The sequence below is a fragment of the Bacillus cereus genome (assembly GCF_007678085.1).
Taxonomy (GTDB): domain Bacteria; phylum Bacillota; class Bacilli; order Bacillales; family Bacillaceae_G; genus Bacillus_A; species Bacillus_A cereus_BE.
The window spans coordinates 287081-309050 of sequence record NZ_VEDW01000001.1 but is presented as its reverse complement, the minus strand read 5'-3'; the positions used below and the strand labels follow the sequence as shown (position 1 = coordinate 309050).

Here is a 21970-nt window from a genome sequence, read left to right as displayed (position 1 = left end):
GCCTTTTTTATTAAATTGCAAAACGCTTATACTTTTCGTAATCACTCGTTTTACATTCTACTTCTAGTTTCGTACCTTCGTTTTCATAACTCGTAGATAAAACGTGCGCATGATTATTGAAATAAGAAACTACCTGTCCTTGATCATACGGAATTAACATTTCACACTTCGTATACTCTTTATAGATGTGTGAACGAATCATTTCGACAAGCTCTTCTATCCCAACATGTTTCTTCGCTGATAAATAAACGCGGTCTTCTTGTACTTTCGGAATTTCAACATCTACCATATCTGATTTATTATAAGCATAAATGGTTGGAATATTTTCTACTCCAATTTTCTTTAACGTTTCATTTGTAATATCAATTAATTGTTCATAATTTGGATTCGCGTAATCTACAACGTGAATAAGTAGGTCTGCTTCCGCTACTTCTTCTAACGTTGAACGGAACGCTTTCACAAGGTGATGTGGTAGTTTGCTTACAAATCCAACTGTATCCGTTAATAAAAATGATTTGTTATCTGGCAGATCAATATTTCGTACAGATGTTTCTAACGTCGCGAATAACATATCTTTTTCAAATACTTGTTTTTCTTCTGTACCATTGTAAATCTCAAGCATAGCATTCATCGTCGTTGACTTTCCTGCGTTCGTATATCCTACTAACGCTACAACAGGAACTTCATTTTTCTTACGCTGCTTTCGCTGCGTTTGACGCTGGGCAACAAGTGCTTCTAGGTCTTTATTTAAAACTGAAATCTGTTCTTCAATTTTACGACGATCTAACTCTAATTTCTTTTCACCGACACCTTTATTTTTCGTACCAACTCCGCCGCTCTGTCTTCCTAATGATTCACGAAGCCCGATTAAACGAGGCATCATATACTGAAGATGCGCTACCTCTACTTGCAACTGCGCTTCTTTCGTTTTCGCACGTTGCGCAAAAATATCTAAAATTAATATGGTACGGTCAATTACTTTACAATCTAAATCCGCTTCTAAATTTCGAATTTGCGAAGGGGATAATTCGTCATTAAAGATTACCATATTCGCATTTACTTCATTTACATAGGCTGCTACTTCTTCAATCTTTCCTTTTCCAATATAATGTGATGGATTTACTCGTTGTAAATTTTGCGTCACTTGCCCAATTACCTCTACATCACAAGCTTCTGCAAGATTTGTTAACTCTTCCATCGAATATGCAAAATCATCTTCATTACCTAAATTTACTCCAACTAAAACTGCTCTTTGTAATAATTCTTCCATATATTTATTCCTCCATTTCGATTACGTAAAATAAAAAACACAGGTTACTGCCTGTGTTTTCGTAAACGGATAAGGGTTCACCAAAGAAATAGAAGAAAGTTATACTTTCGTCCTATCTCATAGTCAAAAAGTCCCAAAATCATATACGCATCCACAATAAGTGCTCACCTATACGATCCCATTCTATTTATAAAGGCAAAACAAAAAGAGGGCGTATTCGTCCCTCCCTCTTTTTCACATATAAGCTTAATAAAGGGTTCCTTTAAAATAGGCAGACCAATCCCGTTCACTCTGTACACAGACAGAGCCTTTGAGCGCTATTCAATTATTGGCACAAAGTATTGAGACGTAATCTGATTAAGATCAAAGGAAGCCCCTCCGTTCATTTTAAGTTACATAAAGTGTAGCATAAGTAATTCGCTTTCACAAGATTAAACCACCTATAGAAACAGAAAGAAAATCCTTATATATTTACTTTAATCGTCATTTTTTGCGCGTTCTCCTTACACTAAAAATCACAAGAACTACTATCAGTAACAGACCTACGGAAAGATTAACAACTTGCCACCAGCTTAAACCGTTCAACATGCCACCTTTTAAATCGACTTTCTTCGTCGGAACAGATTCTTTTGCAATTTGACTTAAAGCTACTTTGTCCGCCCCTGCCTCATCTAATCTCTTTGTTCCACTACAACTATGTGTGTGTAATTGTTTTTCAGATCCTCTTTGAGAAGAATATACTAAGTACTCTCCTCCCTCTACAAAGTGAAACACACAATCCCCACCATTTGTATACACAATAATTTGCGAAGAAGTTGTCCCTTTCCAAATTCCCTTCACTTCAAATAATACTTCAATCCCAACCCCTTCTTTCCTTCCAACCTCAATTACCTTCCCCTCAAATACTACATCGTTTTTTTGAAATGCATCTTCTGCTGATACGTTCATACAATCACAAGCATAAGATTTCTCTGGAAAAATAATAAGAATAAAACTATAAATAATGACAACAGGCAATATATACAAAATTCTTTTCAAAGAGCCCAACCCTCTTCATAATCAATTTTAAAAACTTATCGTATGTTATTTTTACACCACTCGCCAAATTCCTTCATAGTAAGTTAAGCTTTATCGTTTCAATACAATAAAAGTCTTTATTGACATATTTATAACCTGGTATTAGTATCAAGTTATAAAAATAAGTTAGGAGATGTCCCTATGCATTCTAAATCTCGAATTACTGCAATCGGTACTTATGTTCCAGATCAAATATTATCTAATAATGATTTAGAAAAGATGATTGATACGAATGATGAATGGATTGTACAAAGAACAGGAATGAAGGAAAGAAGAATTACTTGCGAAGACGAATACTCCTCACACTTAGCCATTAAAGCAATTGAAAATTTATGTACAACTTTTAAAAAGAACTTAGAAGATATAGACTGTATCATCGTCGCTACAACAACCGCTGACTATGTTTTTCCGAGTGTCGCGTGTCAAATACAACAACACTTCAGCATACCTCATACAATAGCATTTGATTTAAATGCAACTTGCGCTGGTTTCACATATGGTCTGCACGTGGGTAATAGCTTAATCACTTCTGGATCACACGAAAAAGTACTTGTCGTAGCGACAGAGACATTATCTAAAGTTACTGATTACACCGATAGAACGACTTGTATTTTATTTGGCGATGGTGCTGGCGCTATTTTACTAGAAAGAGATGAAAACAAACCGAGTTTTATTGCTGCTCATATGGGAACGAATGGGCACGGTGGCATTCATCTATACAGAACAAACTTATCTACTACTATGAATGGCACACAACTGCAAACAAATGAAAAAATCGTGCAAAATGGGAGAGAAGTATATAAATGGGCAACTCGTACAGTGCCAGCAGGTATAAAAGAACTATTACATACTGCAAATATGCAAATAGATGATATAGACTGGTTCATACCACACAGTGTTAACTTACGAATGATTGAATCTATTTGTGAGAAAACCGAAATTTCAATTGAAAAAACTTTAACGAGTGTAAAATACATGGGGAATACATCTTCAGCTTCCATTCCACTCGCTCTAGATTTAGCTAGAAAAGAAGGGAAATTAAATAATGGAGAGACACTTTTACTATACGGATTTGGTGGTGGTCTTACGCATTTAGGGCTTATTGTGGAGTGGGATTTAAACTAAAATCTTTCTGTTATACAACTCACTACAAAAAAGCAGCATTCAAAGATTGGTTATCCCACTTTGAACGCTGCTTCTTCTTAATTTTATTTACCTGTCCGAGCCCATATCACAACAGGAATAAGCATGATAGCTAAAACCCCTCCAGCTAATGACAATGCCGCATAACTTGAATTTGCCACTACTATACCTGACATCGCTCCGCCTGAAGCTCCAGCTAGCGCAATAAACACATCTATTTTCCCTTGTGTTTTTGCACGTGTGGAAGGTATAGTGGCATCAACAATTTGAGCCGTACCACTTATTAAACCGAGGTTCCATCCTAATCCAAGTAAAGACAAAGCAACAATTAATAGTATTAAAGAATCACTCGGCGCTACCGCAGCTATGACACCTGCAGCTAGTAAAATTAATCCGCCAGCTATACTCATCGTAGTTCTTCCAATTTTATCAATTAGCATTCCCGTAACGAGAGAGGGAAGATACATTGCACCTACATGAAAACCAATCACAAGCCCTACTTCACTTAATCCATGACCGTGATGCCCCATATGAACTGGTGTCATCGTCATAATTGCAACCATCACAATTTGAGTAAGTATCATTACGATAGCTCCAACAGTAATACCTCTTTTGTTTTCTATCGCTTCTTCTGTTACTGCTTGCCCTTTATATGTATGCTCTTGTTTATATGTTTCTATCATATTTGCAATAAGTAACGGATCTGGACGAAGCATAACAAATAGAACAAGACCCGCAAGTATAAATGCAGCTGCCGATAATATGAACGGACCAGCAAGTTCAGGAATTCCAATTGAATGAGCAAACCTCCCCATTACACCTACTAAATTCGGACCTGCGACTGCACCAAAAGTCGTCATTACCATCGTAATACTAATAGCGGTTGCTCTTTGCTTCTTATTCGCTAAATCCGTTCCAGCATAACGCGCTTGTAAATTCGTAGCTGTGCCCGCACCATATATAAGTAATGAAACGAGTAAAAGAATAATACTATTTGTTAAAGCTGCCCCCACAACTCCAATAGCCCCTAACCCGCCTACTATAAAACCTCCTGCAAGCCCTATGCGGCGACCATACTTTTGCGATAACTTTCCAACAAAGAAAGCCGCTACTGCAGATCCCATTGTAAACATAGCTGCCGGTAATCCTGCATACGCATCTGTCCCAAGCATTTGCTGCGCAAGAAGTGCACCTACTGTAATCCCAGCAGCTAACCCTGCTCCGCCGAACATTTGTGAAATACTTACGATTAGTAATGTTCGTTTATATAATTTTTGTTGTTCTTCTTCTGTATATATATGATTACTTATTGAAGCATCTGCTGTATCTATCATTTTCTCACCCTTTCTATAAAACTAATACCTCTTGTTAATGTACTATAGAACAACAAAATCCCCAAATTTAAAATACTAAAATTTATTTATACATGTAAAGAACCCCCACGGTTTATATTTTCCCATTACCGAGGGGTTCCAAAAATTACAGGGTAACTCTACTTTATATTTCATATGTAAACTCTGTACTATTTTACAACTGCATCTTCATTAGCTGCAAAACCCTTTGTCTTTCCCTCTTTTATTTCATAATAATAAGAAGGTAATTCTATATTATGTTCTAAAAAGTAATCCTCAATTAATGAAATAATCACTTTCAACGTTTTCAAACGAGCGTATAATTTATCGTTACTCGCAATAATTTGCCATTTCGCATTTAGCCTATTTGTTTTTTCAAACATTTCTTCCATCGCTTCAACATACTCGTCCCATTTTTCACGATTACGCCAATCTTCATCTGTAATTTTCCATCTTTTTAAAGGATTGTTCTCTCTATCTTTAAACCTCTTTAATTGCTCATCTTTACTAATATGATAGAAAAACTTTCCGACTATATAATGATCATCTGTTAATAGTTTTTCAAAATCATTAATCTCATCATACGCTCTCGTCCACTCTTCCTTTGTAGCAAAACCTTCAACACGCTCAACTAACACACGGCCGTACCATGAGCGATCAAAAATAGTAATTTGCCCATACTGAGGTAGTTTCCGCCAGAAACGTTGCAAATAATGGTACCGTTTTTCATGAGGTGCTGGTGCTCCAATTGGATTTACTTGAAACCCACGCGGATCAAGGTGTTCCGTCACTCGCTTAATTGCTCCCCCTTTTCCAGCCGCATCCCAGCCTTCCATAACGAGCATAACTGCGATTTTTTCTTCTTTTACTATTTGCTGCAATGCTAATAAGCGCCTTTGATATTTTTCAAGTTTCTTATTGTACTTAGATTTCGATTCAATTCTTTTCGTTACATCTACTTTAGCAAGATGTCCATTTTCCATAAAACACCCCCCCTTGTTGTATGATAATGTTATTTTAACATATTTTTGGAAATTTTTTTCGCATTAGAAAAAACTGTGTAGAAAAATCTCTACACAGCTTTCATAAAGAATACAGTAGTTAATATTCGCATTTAAAATGTAAATTACATTCATGAGGTTCATAAATATCGCCTTACATTATATGGTATATACTCACATAAAGAGAGGATAATAACAAATAAAGTGAAACTATAATCAGTGGGGGTTTTGTCCATCCCCTACTGATTATTAGTTAAACCAATCGGACGTTTACGGGCAGTTGATCTCCCACCTAAACTTCTTTGCTCCAGCCGAATTTTGAGGTGGGATTTTTACTGCCCGTTAATGTCGGATAAATCCGTTACAGAATGGGGGCTCTTTAAAAATGAAAAGAAAAATATTTTCTCTCTTTGCACTAACCTGTTTAGCACTACCAATACAAGCTAGTGCATACACATTCCAATCACTACCAATTGAATCAAAGTCAAAACAGTGGTATATCGAAATTGATAAATCCCATAACGCAAACAAGCAAGCAGCGCAGCCAAAACAAGGTGTATACGATACATATCGCTTACTCGTAAAAAACATCGGCAATGATGTGTCAAACGTAGCTGTAGAAATATTTGATAACACCCCTACCTCTAAAGCTACTTTTAATCCTACTTTGCTAAATAGCAACGTTTCAAAAAATCAGACGAGCTTTGACTACATCGTATTCCCTTTAGATTTTAACAGCCACAATTTCAAAGTCGTCATCACTTGGGAAGAAAATAATTTCTCTTACAACGGGCATCCGGTAAATGAAGGGAAACAAATGAAACAAACATTTGTGTTTAATGAAGAATAAGCCCTAATTTGATTAGGGCTTACTCTTCATTTACAAAACCAGATTGAATTGCTTCTGTCACTTCTTTTGTGATATCCAGTTTTGTTGCATCGGTGCTAATTTTCTTATGCCAAATATGTACGGAAGGCTTTTCGTTACAAAGATGTTTTATCAATTTAGCCAAGAAGACTCCTTCCTCAAGGAGCGTGAAGTACGTAGTCCAGCGAGTAGATGGGAGATGAATTGGCTTCGAACAAGAGATAACAGGAAGTCATCTTAATTGTTCGACATATGTAAAGTGTTACCGGACAATTTGTCATAATCACTTCACTATCAACCGAATGTACGTTTGGTATATAATAGACATATATCGAAATGGAGGTGAAACGAAGGATGATCAATAAAGCGTATAAATTTCGTATCTATCCAAATAAAGCACAAGCGATCCTGATCAATAAAACAATTGGTTGTTCTCGTTTTGTATTCAATCACTTCCTATCTCTATGGGATAATGCTTACAAAGAAACAGGAAAAGGTTTGAAATATGGTACATGCTCTGCCAAACTTCCTGCCATGAAGAAAGAGTTTGTTTGGCTAAAAGAAGTGGATAGTATTGCTATTCACTCGTCTGTTCGCGACCTTGCGGATGCTTACACACGCTTTTTTTAAAAACAAAACAAGTGCCCCGCGTTTCAAATCTAAAAAGAACAACGTACAATCTTATACCACAAAACAAACAAATGAAAACATTGCTGTTGTGGGAAACAAAATAAAATTGCCGAAACTAGGTCTTGTTCGATTTGCCAAAAGTCGTGAAGTAAAGGGACGTATTTTAAATGCTACGGTTAGACGGAACCCTTCTGGCAGATACTTTGTGTCATTGTTAGTTGAAACAGAAGTGCAAGAACTTCCGAAAACACATTCTTATATTGGAATGGATGTAGGATTAAAAGATTTCGCCATTTTGTCAGATGGAATAACCTATAAAAACCCTAAATTTTTTCGCTCATTGGAAGAGAAGTTGGCAAAAGCACAGCGTGTTCTTTCTAGAAGAATGAAAGGATCTTCTCGCTGGAATAAACAACGAGTAAGGATAGCTAGAATTCATGAATACATAGCTAATGCTAGAAAAGATTACTTGGACAAAATTTCAACTGAAATCATCAAAAACCACGATGTGATCGGTATAGAAGATTTGCAGGTATCGAATATGTTAAAAAATCATAAGTTAGCAAAAGCGATTAGTGAAGTATCTTGGTCACAATTTAGAACGTTGCTAGAATACAAGGCAAAATGGTATGGAAAACAAGTCATTCCGGTATCCAAAACATTTGCTTCAAGCCAATTATGTTCTTGTTGTAGGTATCAAAATAAAGACGTTAAGAATCTAAATCTTCGTGAATGGGATTGTCCTGAGTGCAATAGTCATCACGACAGAGATATTAACGCAAGTATCAATCTTAAAAATGAAGCTTTAAGGCTTCTAACCGTAGGAACTACGGTGATAGCCTAATGAATTAGAAGCCACTAGGCTTCTGTACTTAGGAATCTCCCACTTCAAACAGTCCGTAAGGACGTTAAGTGGTGAGTAGTTCAATAATACTAGTTGGTTATTTGCAAGCTTATTTTCTCTATGGGTAGCAATATAGACTGTGAAATTTTTTGCTTCAAAGTTCTTTTCCTGCGAATTGTATTGGCTGTCCAATTCCTTTTCTACTATATCGTTCAATGTTTCTATAATCATATAAGTTATTCTCCTTTCCCTTATATCATCAATCAAATCGTCGAATACTTGGTACACATAATGCTACTCCAATTGTTACAAGCACTAATATAGCTAGTGTTATAATCGTTATTTCGCCACCTATGACAGTAGCTAACCATCCTACAACCACATAACCTAGTGGCAATAAAGCAAATGAACCTAGCATATCAAGGCTTGCCACCCTTCCAAATGCTTCTTCTGGCACAAGCTCTTGTAAACTTGTTTCCCAAATGAGTCCAAATATCATCATACCGAACCCTTCAATTGCCATTAATCCAATTAATGCAGGTGCCCAAGAAATAAACGGCATTATTAAAAGCGCACAACCACTTATTAAAACACCACCATAGGCAAGTAATCCCCGCTTATGCCACCATTCTCTCCCGCCAAATATTAACGCGGCAGTTACAGCTCCAACACCAGAAGATGCCATTCCTAACCCATACACGTATGCTTCAAAATGATGATGAACATTAAATAACCATGGAATTAATACAACGATAATTCCTGCATAACAAATATTGATGAAAGAAAAAACTAAAATTGTAATCCATAGCCACGGATGACTTTTTAAAATGAAAACACCTTCCATAAACTCCTGTTTATAATCGATTTGTCTCTTTTCAATGGGTTTTACTTTTTTAAACTTTATTTCTCTTAAAAATATTAAACATAAAAATGATAGCAAATACGTTACTGCATCCAGTCCAAATCCTATTCCAGCAGATGCAACTGAAACAATCAATCCTCCAAGAGCCGGTCCAATTAGTCGTATACCTTGATTACTCATTTGCGTTAATGCATTAGCTGCATTTCGAATTTCCGGTACAAATACTTTCGCCCTTACAGCCGCATATGCTGGCTGAAATATCCCTTCCATAAGCCCATATAACGCTACGAGTACGTATAGAAGTGGAATTGTTAAAACGTCCACAAATATAAGTGTTGCAAGTAATAGCATTAATATGCAACGAATTATATCTGTAAATAACATTAATTTCACCCGATCAATTCGATCTACTACTAATCCAGCAAACGGTAAAGCAAGAATATTAGGAAGCATGTACATTGCCATAGTCATTCCCATTACAACTGTTGAACCAGTCAATGAATACACAACGATTGGCAAAATAACCATCGTTATCGAACTACCTAAAGTCGAAAGTAATTGCCCAATCCACAAAAATTTAAAATGTGGTGACACTTTAACTGGCAATAACAATTTACCGACATAACTTACATTTTTCTCTGTTCGTATTTCTCCTTGCATACCTCTCTCCTCTTTTCAAATTAAGTTAACACTGAATATAAAACAGAAAATTCAATCTTCCATACTATTAATTATATATGAAACTGTTAAATTATTGGTAAAAACAAAATAGAAACTCCTAATAAATCTACCAATATTTCATGTTAAATATAAATAAAAAAGGTGTTTTCATAAATGAAAACACCTTTTTCGTCTATAATTTTAAGTTATTCTTTAATGTCCAATATTTTTCTTGAGCATTTTCAAATGAAAATTCTACCCAACCGTTTGGATCTTCACGATATACATTTACTTTCTTACCATTTTCTAATTTTCCAACTTCATTTTGTGTAACATTTGGTACACTCTTAATTGTATAGCCAAATGGATATGGCACTTGATAGTAAGAGCCTACTAATTGAACAGTAGCTGTTGCATCTTTTGCATAATCTTTATATGGAATATCTTTTCCTAATGCCTCTACATTTAATGTATTAGGATTTTTCGGTAATCGTTTTACATTTTCATAATCTTTCTTGTTAAACGGTTTAATTCGCTCCATAATATTAGCGATTTTGCCAGCCCATTCTTTATCTGTTGCATACTTTTCATTCATAGCAGGTAATGTGTAACCATTAAAATGATCAGCACCTTTTTCTAAGTAGTTCTTTCTTACATAATCAGCATTGTAAGAAATACTTTCCTTGTATGACGGTAAATATTTTGCATATGCAAATGGGTCACGATCGTATGCTCTTAAGCCAAATAAATTATGTTTACGATATGCAATTTCTGATTTACCGTAGGCAGATTCTAAGATTGCATGTGCAGCTAAATATAGTGCGCTCACACCATACTCATTTTGTGCTTGAATAAAATCTTTACCAGTTCCAATAAGTGGACTATCCGAATGAGATTTTTTAATAAAATTATCAATCTCTTGTGCCGTTACGTTAGATGGCAATGTCACATCTAGATTAATATATGAAGGCTGTTCAGCAGGAACATCCTTTTTAATTTGCATCGCTCTATATAATAATTGGGCATAGCTTTCACGAGTTAACACACCTGATGGATCAAATCCTCCAAGTCCATTTCCCACTGATACACCATTAGATTGCAATGCACTAATTGATTCTTTTGCCCACCAATATGTTGCATCTATATCATTAAATGAATGTGGTGCTTTTACTTCTAATTTAAATGCTCTTTGCAAAATAACAGACATCTCAGCACGAGTTAATGATTCTTTCGGTCTAAACGTCCCTTTATCATCACCTACGAAAATCCCCATATCTGTTAATGCTAAAATTTCTTTTGGGAACATCGTCGTTCCTGCACTAATATCAGAGTATGGATTTTTATAATCGCTTTTTGCTTCTGGTTTTAATGCGCGATACATTAATGCTGCTACTTGCTCACGAGTTACAACATCTCCAAATCCAAATTTACCATTATCGTAACCTACAATAACCCCTTTTGACGTTAAATCAGTAATCGCTTCAAGTGCCCAATGATCTTTCGGAACGTCTGGAAATTCTTTTGTAGATGCAAACGAAGTTGCTGGAGCCATCACTACTTGAAGTGCGACTGTCACTGCTAACACATTAGAAATAACTTTTTTCATAAATTGTTTAACACGTTTTCTATATGCTTGTCCCGTGTTAACTTGCCTCCCTTTATTGTATAATTTTCCCTATTAAATTAACAAACTCTTAATTAGTCAACAATAAAAGTATACGTGATAAAAATAAACTAATCTACCATTATTTTATTCATAATCAGCATAATACGATATATCTTTTTATTTCGATACAAAATTATATAAACTCATATAAAAAGTCCATCATCCCTATATAGATGATGGACCTAACGATTAATGTTTTTTATTTAGCTAAACGATATTTTGAAACATCGAAACCTTTCCACTCATAATAATCCAAAATCCCAGCATAAACTGCCTCAGCAGCAATTTGTCTTCCTGATTCATTAGCTAATTTACCATTATCTATATTATTATCAATAAAGGCAAGCTCTGTTAAAACTGCTGGTACTGTATTATTATTTACTACATAAAGTGAATGATCGTCTTTTATATTTCTATCTCTTGTATGTAGTGCTTCTACTACTCGTTTTTGAATTTTCTTCGCTAATACTTCGCTATCCTTTTCAATCTGTGTCTCTTCTCCATGCTTGGATTTTTTATAATAATATGTTTCCGTTCCATGACCATCATGCTTTTCAGAAGAATTTGCATGAATGCTTACAAATATATCTCCATTGTTCTCTTGTCCAAATTTCACTCGGTTCGCAAGAGATTCATTTTTGTTACTTCCTGGATTTCCGTTCTCTTCACGTGTTAACAAAGCTTTTAAAGGTGTATTTTTTTCTAACAACTTCTGTAATCTTAAAGAAGTATCAAATACAATTCTACTTTCCTCTACACCTTGTCCCGGATTACCTGGATCAAATCCTCCATGACCAGGATCAATAATAACTACCTTTTCTTCTAAAGGATTACCTACTTTAAGTGAGTCAGCTTTTGCAATAAACTGTGCTGCTTCTGCTTTCGTTACAGTTTTATTAGGTAACCATTCTGTTTTATTTACACCTTGTGAAATATTTAATTCTACTAAAATGTTGGCCTTATCTTTCCCCCAACTATCATTCAAATCTGCAAATTTTGTTTGTAACGGTTGCTTTACTTTTGCATCTAATTTGTATGCTTCAACAAGCATAGATGCCATTGAAACTCGGTCAATTTTCCCAGTTGGATCGAATACGCCTGGGCCTTTCCCTTTAACAACGCCAGCTTTTTCTACAGCTGCGATGAATGGAGTATACCATTCTTTTTGAGAATCACCGAAAGATGGTTTAGCATTTTGATCAATTGGTAAGTTTAAAATTTTAGCCATCATTGTAGCTGCTTCTGCACGAGTGATTTCTTTTTCAGGTTCGAACATTCCTTTATCGTTACCTGTAACTGCACCTTTATCTACTAAATAGTAAATAGAATCTTCTCCCCAATGTTTAGCTGGGACATCTGGAAATTTTTTTGTTTGTGCGAAACTACTAGATGAATAAGATAATATACTAGCTGCAATTAATCCTGCTGCGATTATTCTATTTTTCATAGAATATATTCCCCTCTCAAGTACAATGTATTTATGTAACAGACTAATTATAGTTCTGAAAATTAGTAATAGTCAATTGTAATTTGTATAATTTTGTATTATTATTGTATTTTTTGTCATATATAACTATAGTTAAAAACTATAAGGTTTTAAAAGGGAGAGATTCGTATGAGCAACAATTGGAAAGATATAGAACACCGTATTTACACGATGTGTATGATTCAGCGGAATAACGAAGTATTGCTAATACAGCGCCCCGATCATCTAGGCTTCCCTGGCTACATCGCTCCTGGCGGAAAAGTAGATTTCCCAGAAAGTATCGTTCAAGCTGCTAAACGAGAAGTAAAAGAAGAAACTGGATTACTTGTTTCAAATTTAACTTTTAAGGGATTAGATGAATACGTAAATCCGAAAGAAAATGTTCGATATATGGTATTTAATTATTGGACAGACTCATTTGAAGGCGAACTTCTTATGAATCCTCCAGAGGGCGAATTATTATGGGTACCAATCGATACAGCATTAAATCTTCCTATGCAAAATTGGTTTAAAGAGAGATTCCCATTATTTTTTGAAAAAGGTACGTTTGAAATTCAACGTGTTTGGGACCGCGACTTAGATAAACAAGTTGCTATGACAATTACGCATACGTAAAAAAGCTTGGCATCTCTCCAAGCTTTTCTTACTTCTCCTCTTTTTTCTTAATCTTATAATCAATTTCTAAAAACTTAACTCCAAATATCCACATTCTATGATTAGCTTCTAATATGTGATCCGTGTTCTCTTTAATAATAAAAGTCTCTGCTAACGGTAAACGTATTGTAAAGAAACGAGTATGTAAATAAATCCCCTCATCTCCCTTCCCATTTCTTCTCAGCTTACTAGTAATGATTAAATCATTACTCTTATTACATACTTTCAAAACTCCCGTCATATTCGAATATGGCAAAGGTAATGCAATATTCATATACGTCTCGTCCTCATATGTATGTTTTGAGTAAAGAGCTACAAAAATAGATTCTTCTGCTTCATTTTTTCTTAGCCAAGCCCTTACATTCTCTCTCCCATCCTTCTCATCTATTACCCCAATGATAGAGGCATGCATCATTTCCCACTTGCCGCCCATTCCTAAATGTATTTGCCCTATACGTTTACTCATTTTCTCATAGCAAAATGCTACCGGACGGAACCAGCGAGTCCATTTAATATGTGATTGTAACTCATACTCTTTTGTATTTTCATAAAAGCGAATAACACTTAAAGGAATCTTCGTCACGTCAAATGCCTCACTATGAAAATCATTCATATTATCAACTAAACCTTTGTATTCTTTACTATCTATTAAATTTCTGTTATGCAAAAATGCTTCACCAACTGTCGCATTTCCTCTTAACCCGCTCATTGGCTTCCCGTAATATTTATAATTTGGAGCACTATTTTCAATCATCCAGCCGACAAATGCTGGTAACGCTACTCCAATTCCATTAACAACACCGTGAATCCAAACCATTTGAGCAATTGTAATCGTCATTACATGTTTCAAATTCCCATACGAATATATAAGTGAAAACATAATTGTTACCATGAGTGTGCTAGACGATATGATCAGGAGAATCTTTGCACTAATAGCATTAAATTTCGTGCGCCAAACATAAATACCATACACATAAATCGCACATAAATATAGGAACACAGCAAAAAATTCAAATACCCTTGAGTATGTAATCCCGATCGCAACTGACATAGGTGAAATGACGATGACAAACATAATGGCATCATATACTTTACTTCTCTTTTCTCTTTTTCTCCCAATTAAACCAGCTGATAACGGCAATAGAAATGCCGAATAATGAAAGTGTGCAGCTGTGAGTAAAACAATGTCAGAACTAAAGTGCATAATGGAGAGTTTTGATACAGAAGCAAAAAACCAAAAACCACCTAAAAACAAATATATAAACGCACTATCGATAGCTGTCTCTTCTAACGGTTTCCATCCTCTTTCTAGTAATCTACTCACACCAAATAATGCAACAATCCCTGTATATACAAACCAAAGTAACGCAAAAAAATAGTGGTTTGTTACGAAAGCTAACATTGCACTAATTGCTGCAATTGGATATAAAAACGATACTAGTTTATAAAAGGATACATATGATCCATTTCTTGTTTTCTTATCAATGATGCAAAATGACATTGGTATAAATAACAAAATAGATAATAAAATAATTGCTTCAACTGGGTTTACACTTGACCACTCACATATTAGAAAAATAATATAACAAGCAAGTCCAACCATTATATTTTTCATATTATTTATTTCCTTTCCACAAATGTCCCCTTATATGAAAATAATGAACCAATTAACGGATTGCATACTTGTACATGAATTCGAAAGCATTGTAGTGTTTCATCATAACTTTCTACAATGTTGGCCTCTCCATATAAGAATCTAGGCAACGGGACTTTTCTTCCAAACATGTAAAACCATTGTTTCTTGGAAGAAATATGCATTGCCCCCACTTCATCAATATGAAAATTTAGAGTAGAAACAAGTATGTGTGGTTCACCAAAATAATCTACAATTTCATTATTCTCTTCATCACACTGCATAACAGCGTTAAAATATCTTTTCTTATTTTGAAAATAAAAAGTACGATTCCATCGTACAAATTCATTTCCATTTTCATCTCGTTCAGCGGTATTATGTATTGTAAATGGTACTTCCTTCCCCCGCTCAGAGAAAAACATTCTAAACTTCGATGCAATTTTTAATATCAATTTTACGAAAAAAGAACCTCCGTAAATTTCATCCATATTTCCTTCTCCAGTAAAGCTATTTTCTTCCGTAATTTCATAGCGTTTCTGTAATTTCGGATGAAGTTTTGTATAAGATTCCCCTAATAGTCTTTCATACATATTAGCCATACATTATTCCTTTCTTTTCCCCTTGCAATTTTTTGCACTTGGCAAATTCGCACTATTTATATAACCGACAATTGATAACCCCATTAGTAGAACGTTTAATGTAATTGGATTAAACGGCTCTGTAAAGCTTGCGACATTCGTAAATCCTGCCGCTATCGTTAAAGCTATTAACATAAAAATATGTACGATAAATACTTTTCGTTTTTGAAATGGCAACAGCCATAGGACACCAAAAATAATTTCTAGTAATCCAATTATTTTAACTAGAAAAATACTATGCGCAGTTGAACCAATTATCACAGACAACATTTTTACTTCTTCTGAATGAGTAAACACTAGTTTCGGCACTATCCCTTGATACATCCATACAAAAGCAATAAAAAAACATACGAGCCAATATGTCATTGTTCTTCTAATTAGTAACCTTGGATGGAGTCCCTTTTCTAACCATAACTTTAAAGCATCAAAACTCCAAGCAGTCGCCCAGCCTAATAACGGCCGAAACATATAGAAATCTATTACATTCCCTATACGACCAAACCTCGTATTATAATCATATTGCGTCTCAAAATGAATGTGTTCTTTACGCGGTGTATACTTCCAATAACCACGCCCTGTTTGAATAAGAGATAATCTATTATCCGTCCAAAATTTTAAAGAAGAAATACGTTCTCCCGTTTCTTTTCTTATTTCACCTATCGATTCTCCTTCACCAGCTATTTCAAGTCCAAATCCGATTTTTGTTTTATATAAAAACTTCTGTGGTTCTCCTTCTTTTTTCTCTAAATACGAAATTTCAGTAAAGCGGGCATCCCATTCTGTATGTATACGTGGTTCTTGCGTGTATTCCCATAATTTCTCCATTGTTGTGTTCATTTCTACCGAAACATAAATAGGCTTTTTCCCCTTCATTCTTCCACCTCCAATGCACTATAATTTTAATGTACATGCAATGAATTTATTTTGCTACATTTTTCACAAGCTTCCTTTTAGAAAAGAAAGAATTTTTAAAATTTATATAAAACACTTGATTCCTCGAAAAATTTAAATTATTATAAAACAAATGTTACCCACAACTTCATAAATCAAACACTCTCGCCTAAAACGTGAGATAGAGGTTGCGATACTTATGAGTATTCTAATGGAGACACAGAGATGTCTATGAAATTAGATGAAAGGAAGTATTGCCGAAATCGATAATTTTCTCTGCATTTATCGATTGGGGCTGTTTTCGAATAGAAACAGAACTGTCATATGTACAGACGTGTACGTATGAAGAGCTATCTACAAAAAAGAGATATCATTTTTATGATATTCCTTTTTTGGCGGTTTTTTTATTAGCTCCGTTTTCTGTTTCCCTTTTCCTGTAACAGCACCATCCTCACTTATTTGAGATGGTGTTTTTTGCTTTTCTCTGGTAACTACAGGAATATTGGGATTAATATATGTCCTGATCTATTCTTAAAAATGGATGAAAGAAGGAATTCGTAATGGAAACGATTGTACAAAAATTTGGTGGCACTTCTGTTGGAAGTGTTGAGCGTATTCAACATGTAGCAAATTTAATTATTGAAGAATATGAACGAGGACATAGTATCGTCTCTGTCGTTTCAGCAATGGGAAAAAGTACAGATGAACTTGTCGCACTTGCTAACGCTATTACAGAAAATCCAAGTAAACGCGAAATGGATATGCTTCTATCAACAGGAGAGCAAGTGACTATTTCATTATTAACGATGGCACTACAAGCAAAAGGTTATAACGCAATTTCATTAACAGGATGGCAAGCTGGTATTACGACAGAATCTGTACATAGTAGTGCACGGATTACTGACATTCATACAGATCGAATTCAATCTTATCTTACTGAAGGTACGATCGTTATTGTAGCTGGCTTCCAAGGAGTTAGTGAAAACCATGAAATTACAACGCTTGGCCGCGGTGGTTCTGATACAACTGCTGTTGCATTAGCTGCTGCACTGAAAGCAAAAAAATGTGATATTTACACAGATGTGACCGGCGTCTATACGACAGACCCACGAGTTGTAAAAGATGCTTATAAATTAGATGAAATCTCTTATGACGAAATGTTAGAACTTGCAAACCTCGGTGCTGGTGTATTACACCCTCGTGCTGTTGAGTTTGCTAAAAATCATAATGTCATTTTAGAAGTTCGCTCAAGTATGGAACAAGAAAACGGAACAATTGTAAAAGGAGAATGTAACATGGAACAACAATCAATCGTTAAAGGTATTGCATTTGAAGATAATATTACACGCGTCACAATGAAAGGATTAGAACAAGGTGCACTTTCAACAGTTTTCGCTACATTAGCAGCGGCACATATTAATGTAGATATCATCATTCAAAGTATTACAAATGAAGGAACTGTTCACCTCTCCTTCTCAATCCATTCTAATGATTTAAAAGAAACATTAGAGGTATTAGAACAAAATCAAGAAACACTTCACTATGAATCTGTAGAATATGAAAATCATTTAGCAAAAGTATCAATTGTAGGATCTGGTATGGTCTCTAATCCAGGTGTTGCTGCGAATATGTTCACTACTTTAAAAGAAGAAGATATTCATATTAAAATGGTAAGTACATCAGAAATTAAAGTGTCTGTCGTTATTGACCGCCTTCATTTAGTAACAGGTGTTGAGGCGCTGCACCAATCATTTATGGCGAAAATTGAGCCTTTAGTGCAGATGAGTTAACTTCCACTAGTAAAACTTAAAGCAAATTATATGAATCTATTTCCTTCCTATATAAATAGAAATAGGGTGGAAATATTTTTTGGGGAAGTCGAAGTTATTCTGTCGAATAGCAATTACTGTATCAAATCCCGGAAACCACTTGAACATAATAGAGCATTCACGAAATAAAGTTCATGCGTACCTCAGTAGTAGAAGGTTTACGAAGTGTTGTTCCCTATCAAAATGTTTATTCTATACCCGAAAACAGCTTGTCACACTTTTCTACACTGTGACAAGCTGTTTTTTGTTTAGAAGGAATTTCAGTATAATTACGAGAAGAATTAAATAATAAACTTATACAAATAAGGAGATAAAGACTATGGCAAACAACAGATTACTAAGAATGGACAATGTCAGCATCGTTGTAGAATCCCTTGATAACGCAATCTCTTTCTTCGAGGAGATTGGCTTAAATCTCGAAGGGCGAGCCACTGTCGAAGGTGAATGGACTGGTCGCGTAACCGGTCTCGGTTCTCAGTGCGTGGAGATTGCTATGATGGTGACCCCAGATGGCCATAGCCGAATTGAACTTTCTCGATTTCTCACACCACCTACTATTGCAGATCACCGGACAGCTCCTGTAAATGCCCTCGGTTATTTACGCGTCATGTTCACCGTTGAGGATATTGACGAAATGGTATCCAGACTGACTAAGTATGGTGCTCAGCTTGTTGGCGAAGTAGTTCAGTACGAGGACTCGTATCGACTCTGCTATATTCGTGGAACTGAAGGAATTTTAATCGGTTTAGCGGAAGAACTCGTTAATAAATAAGTAATGTTTTACTGAAGTAAAAATATTTGAAAGAACTTTACGCTTAATAAAACTTTGATTTTGAACCCCGTCCTAACTTTAGAACGGGGTTATGCTTGTTTGGACTTTTTAACATACTATTAATATCTTAAAATTATTATAAAACAATTCAATTACTCGTTATACTCTTTCCTAGGAAATATAACTGACTCTTCTCACTTCTTATCCTATATATCTTTTCTTTTGAAAAATGATCTGAACTCATTCAAAATAACTTTCTTCACGTCAGAGTAAAAAACCATCATGAATAGTGCAATTCCTAATAAAATCTCTTGCATTCCTTCATAATCAACGAAAGCACTCACAATTAGCAAACCAAACCCAATATAAAAACCAAACTCGTTCTCTTTCTCAAAATCCGTATCTTCATCAATATGTATTTTCTCTTTTAAATTTCGGTTCCCTTTTATTAATTCATCGAGCGTAACATTATACATTTCACTCAATAAAATCAAATTTTCAATATCAGGGCAACTTTTATCATTTTCCCACTTATACACTGCTTGCCTCGTTATACCAACCTTTTTAGCAACATCTTCCTGCGAAAACCCTTTTGACTCTCGTAATCTTTTAAGTTGTTGTCCTAAGCTCATGACGTCCCTCCTTTAACAAATTATTACATAATAGGAGATAAAAAAGAAAGAAACTATTGGTAACATCCACTGTAAACCATTCGTTTACACAATAAAAAAAAGAGAGAATAACTCCTTGAGTTACTCTCTCTCTTCTATTAAAACAGATGAATGTTTTCTTTCTTACAAGCTTCACGTAAATCGTCAGGCCATACAGAAGATTGAACTTCACCGATATGTGCTTTACGTAAGAAGTACATGCACATTCTTGATTGTCCAATACCACCGCCAATTGTTAATGGTAGTACGTCCTCTAAAATACCTTTATGGAAATCATACTCACGCTTGAAGTCTTCACCAGTTTTCGTTAACTGCTCATCAAGTGATTTACTATCAACACGAATTCCCATTGATGATAATTCAAATGAAGATTGTAGTACTGGGTGCCAGAATAAGATGTCACCGTTTAATTTCCAATCATCATAATCAGCTGCACGTCCGTCATGCTTTTCACCTGAACGAAGCGCATCACCAATTCCAATAATGAAGACTGCACCGTGCTCTTTTGCAATTGCGTGTTCACGATCTTTCGGTGTTAATTCTGGATATTTATCTTCTAGTTCTTGGGAAGTGATGAAAACAATTTCTTCTGGTAAATACTTTCCTAGGAACGGATATTTTTCAAATAAGTGGTCTTCTAAATCTTTGAATATTCCATAAATTGTTTGTACTGTTTTTTGTAAGTAGTCTACCGTACGCCATTCTTTTTGAACGATTTTTTCCCAATCCCATTGGTCAACGTAAATAGAATGTGTTGCATCAAGTTCTTCATCACGACGAATCGCGTTCATGTTTGTATATAAACCTTCACCAGCTTCATATCCATATTCGTGTAATGCGAATCTTTTCCACTTCGCTAGTGAGTGAACAATTTCTAATTCTTCTCCTGAATGTAACATATCAAATTCAATTGGACGTTCTACACCGTTTAGGTGATCGTTTAATCCTGATTTTTTCGTTACGAATAATGGTGCAGATACGCGGAATAGTTCAAGGCGTTTTGCTAATTGATCCTCGAAAAATGTTTTAACTTCCTTAATTGCGATTTGAGTCTCTCTTACTGTCATTAATGATTGATACATGGTGGTTTCCTCCTAAAATGTTTGGATGTTGTGAAAAGAAGCCAACAAAAAAAGCCCTTCTTTCCCAAAAAACTGGGACGAAAGGCTTTGGTTCCGCGGTACCACCCAAATTAGCAACAGAGGTTGCTCACTTATACAATACGGAGATGAAATATCTCGATACTGTTCTTCTTGTAACGGCGAAGTTCCCGGCTAAGTCTACTTTCCTATAAAGGATTTCGGTTAGCAACTCCAGGAGGTTCTTCATAATAGGCTTCGTATCAGGCTCACACCACCCCTGACTCGCTTAGACTACTTCCTACTACTACTCGTCCTTTCATAGTCGTTTTGTTGTCACATCTCTGAAACATTTTATTAATGATTATTCTATACAAAAAATAAAGAAAGTCAACAAAAATTTAAAAATATTTTTTAATTCTTTATTTTACGGCTTTATTGATTGTTGCTAATTTAACATCTTTACTTTTTCTGTCTCGTCAATCCAAAAAACGTTTCACTAACCGAAACTAACGTATACACAACAAGTAATGTAAACGTTCGAAATATAGAATCCGCAGTATTTCGTATTATTTTCATTTTCTTTGTAATTCCTTTCAGTTTACGTGCAAATTCGTGTTATACTATAGCATTCAAGCAGTTTATTTTTACTTAAAGCAATCATAGTCATTTATAAAGAGTATGTTCTAAATCATTGACTATTATCAAATAAGATTTTTATATAACGGAGTGATCATATGAGTAAAACGAAAGCAAAACCGAAAAAAGGTGTAGGACAAGGTACAGGAAGTAAAGGATGGAATCGTTGGCAATCAAGTGCAAAGAAAAAGGCAGCTGCCAAGCCATATAAAAGTAAAGGGACTAAAAAGTAAATTCTGTATTATCTCTTTACTTTCTTCAAAACAAATTATAATTATTACACTAAAAAAGCTATGCTCTCATAT

At 35.0% G+C, this 21970-nt stretch carries 20 protein-coding genes, 1 pseudogene, 1 riboswitch and 1 other annotated feature; of the genes and pseudogenes, 7 read left to right on the top strand and 14 right to left on the bottom strand.

Translation table 11 applies throughout. The features are described from left to right. Positions 1 to 10: 10 nt before the first annotated feature. Positions 11 to 1270, bottom strand: coding sequence for a GTPase HflX (gene hflX / locus FS742_RS01610; protein ID WP_000391888.1), 1260 nt, complete (start codon positions 1268 to 1270; stop codon positions 11 to 13). A 483-nt stretch (positions 1271 to 1753) separates the two neighbouring features. Further along, complete coding sequence (locus FS742_RS01605; protein WP_144610925.1) at positions 1754 to 2308, bottom strand: cobalamin biosynthesis protein CbiN; 555 nt, start codon at positions 2306 to 2308, stop codon at positions 1754 to 1756. A 180-nt stretch (positions 2309 to 2488) separates the two neighbouring features. Between FS742_RS01605 and FS742_RS01600 the strand changes: the two genes are divergently transcribed. Then, entirely contained in the window at positions 2489 to 3472 is a 984-nt protein-coding gene (locus tag FS742_RS01600; RefSeq protein ID WP_144610924.1) for a ketoacyl-ACP synthase III, read from the top strand. A gap of 83 nt (positions 3473 to 3555) precedes the next feature. Here FS742_RS01600 and FS742_RS01595 read toward each other — a convergent pair whose 3' ends face one another. Together FS742_RS01595 and FS742_RS01590 are read right to left on the bottom strand one after the other, a co-directional pair. Beyond that, positions 3556 to 4824, bottom strand: a complete 1269-nt coding sequence (locus FS742_RS01595; RefSeq protein WP_144610923.1) for an MFS transporter — start codon at positions 4822 to 4824, stop codon at positions 3556 to 3558. 188 nt (positions 4825 to 5012) lie between these two features. Beyond that, positions 5013 to 5825: a polyphosphate kinase 2 family protein gene (locus FS742_RS01590; RefSeq protein ID WP_144610922.1), complete on the bottom strand. Its 813-nt coding sequence runs from the start codon at positions 5823 to 5825 to the stop codon at positions 5013 to 5015. 403 nt (positions 5826 to 6228) lie between these two features. Here FS742_RS01590 and FS742_RS01585 point away from each other — a divergent pair, with 403 nt between their 5' ends. After that, positions 6229 to 6693, top strand: a complete 465-nt coding sequence (locus FS742_RS01585; RefSeq protein ID WP_144610921.1) for a hypothetical protein — start codon at positions 6229 to 6231, stop codon at positions 6691 to 6693. A gap of 19 nt (positions 6694 to 6712) precedes the next feature. Here FS742_RS01585 and FS742_RS28240 read toward each other — a convergent pair whose 3' ends face one another. Further along, complete coding sequence (locus FS742_RS28240; protein WP_395940393.1) at positions 6713 to 6856, bottom strand: hypothetical protein; 144 nt, start codon at positions 6854 to 6856, stop codon at positions 6713 to 6715. Between the two features lie 209 nt (positions 6857 to 7065). Here FS742_RS28240 and tnpB point away from each other — a divergent pair. After that, positions 7066 to 8185: pseudogene (tnpB, locus tag FS742_RS01575) on the top strand (IS200/IS605 family element RNA-guided endonuclease TnpB). Here tnpB and FS742_RS27845 read toward each other — a convergent pair. The 4 genes from FS742_RS27845 to FS742_RS01555 all read right to left on the bottom strand — a co-directional run bounded on the left by FS742_RS27845 (position 8156) and on the right by FS742_RS01555 (position 12820). Continuing rightward, positions 8156 to 8416, bottom strand: a complete 261-nt coding sequence (locus FS742_RS27845) for a hypothetical protein (RefSeq protein ID WP_144610919.1) — start codon at positions 8414 to 8416, stop codon at positions 8156 to 8158. The pseudogene tnpB and the gene FS742_RS27845 sit on opposite strands and share 30 nt — an antisense overlap. A 28-nt stretch (positions 8417 to 8444) precedes the next feature. Beyond that, complete coding sequence (locus FS742_RS01565; protein ID WP_144610918.1) at positions 8445 to 9707, bottom strand: MFS transporter; 1263 nt, start codon at positions 9705 to 9707, stop codon at positions 8445 to 8447. A 193-nt stretch (positions 9708 to 9900) separates the two neighbouring features. Continuing rightward, on the bottom strand, positions 9901 to 11313 hold the full coding sequence (locus FS742_RS01560) for an S-layer homology domain-containing protein (RefSeq protein WP_144610917.1): 1413 nt from the start codon (positions 11311 to 11313) through the stop codon (positions 9901 to 9903). A gap of 259 nt (positions 11314 to 11572) precedes the next feature. Next, positions 11573 to 12820 (bottom strand): N-acetylmuramoyl-L-alanine amidase, encoded by a 1248-nt coding sequence (locus FS742_RS01555; protein ID WP_144610916.1) that lies wholly within the window; start codon positions 12818 to 12820, stop codon positions 11573 to 11575. Positions 12821 to 12988: 168 nt separating this feature from the next. Here FS742_RS01555 and FS742_RS01550 point away from each other — a divergent pair, with 168 nt between their 5' ends. Beyond that, positions 12989 to 13474 carry an 8-oxo-dGTP diphosphatase gene (locus tag FS742_RS01550; protein ID WP_144610915.1) on the top strand — a complete coding sequence of 162 codons (486 nt, stop codon included), beginning with the start codon at positions 12989 to 12991 and terminating at the stop codon, positions 13472 to 13474. Positions 13475 to 13502: 28 nt separating this feature from the next. Here the strand turns inward: FS742_RS01550 and FS742_RS01545 are convergent, their stop codons facing one another. The 3 genes from FS742_RS01545 to FS742_RS01535 are packed head-to-tail and all read right to left on the bottom strand — an operon-like array spanning position 13503 to position 16657. Further along, entirely contained in the window at positions 13503 to 15128 is a 1626-nt protein-coding gene (locus FS742_RS01545; protein WP_144610914.1) for a YndJ family protein, read from the bottom strand. 5 nt (positions 15129 to 15133) lie between these two features. After that, positions 15134 to 15745: a DUF4166 domain-containing protein gene (locus tag FS742_RS01540; protein WP_144610913.1), complete on the bottom strand. Its 612-nt coding sequence runs from the start codon at positions 15743 to 15745 to the stop codon at positions 15134 to 15136. Between the two features lie 3 nt (positions 15746 to 15748). Continuing rightward, positions 15749 to 16657: a DoxX-like family protein gene (locus FS742_RS01535; protein WP_144610912.1), complete on the bottom strand. Its 909-nt coding sequence runs from the start codon at positions 16655 to 16657 to the stop codon at positions 15749 to 15751. Between the two features lie 192 nt (positions 16658 to 16849). After that, positions 16850 to 17036: riboswitch (Lysine riboswitch) on the top strand. A 199-nt stretch (positions 17037 to 17235) separates the two neighbouring features. On the opposite strand from FS742_RS01535, the gene FS742_RS01525 reads away from it, so the two are divergent. Together FS742_RS01525 and FS742_RS01520 are read left to right on the top strand one after the other, a co-directional pair. Further along, on the top strand, positions 17236 to 18465 hold the full coding sequence (locus FS742_RS01525) for an aspartate kinase (protein ID WP_144610911.1): 1230 nt from the start codon (positions 17236 to 17238) through the stop codon (positions 18463 to 18465). Between the two features lie 358 nt (positions 18466 to 18823). Further along, complete coding sequence (locus FS742_RS01520) at positions 18824 to 19276, top strand: VOC family protein (RefSeq protein ID WP_144610910.1); 453 nt, start codon at positions 18824 to 18826, stop codon at positions 19274 to 19276. A gap of 206 nt (positions 19277 to 19482) precedes the next feature. Here FS742_RS01520 and FS742_RS01515 read toward each other — a convergent pair whose 3' ends face one another. After that, complete coding sequence (locus FS742_RS01515) at positions 19483 to 19908, bottom strand: helix-turn-helix domain-containing protein (protein ID WP_144610909.1); 426 nt, start codon at positions 19906 to 19908, stop codon at positions 19483 to 19485. A 137-nt stretch (positions 19909 to 20045) separates the two neighbouring features. Then, a complete protein-coding gene (gene asnA, locus FS742_RS01510) occupies positions 20046 to 21029 on the bottom strand; it encodes an aspartate--ammonia ligase (protein ID WP_061676615.1) in 984 nt (327 codons plus the stop codon). Positions 21030 to 21099: 70 nt separating this feature from the next. After that, positions 21100 to 21358, bottom strand: a binding site (T-box leader). A gap of 405 nt (positions 21359 to 21763) precedes the next feature. On the opposite strand from asnA, the gene FS742_RS01500 reads away from it, so the two are divergent. Then, a complete protein-coding gene (locus FS742_RS01500; RefSeq protein ID WP_000047588.1) occupies positions 21764 to 21898 on the top strand; it encodes a DUF3934 domain-containing protein in 135 nt (44 codons plus the stop codon). The last annotated feature ends 72 nt before the right edge of the window (positions 21899 to 21970 follow it).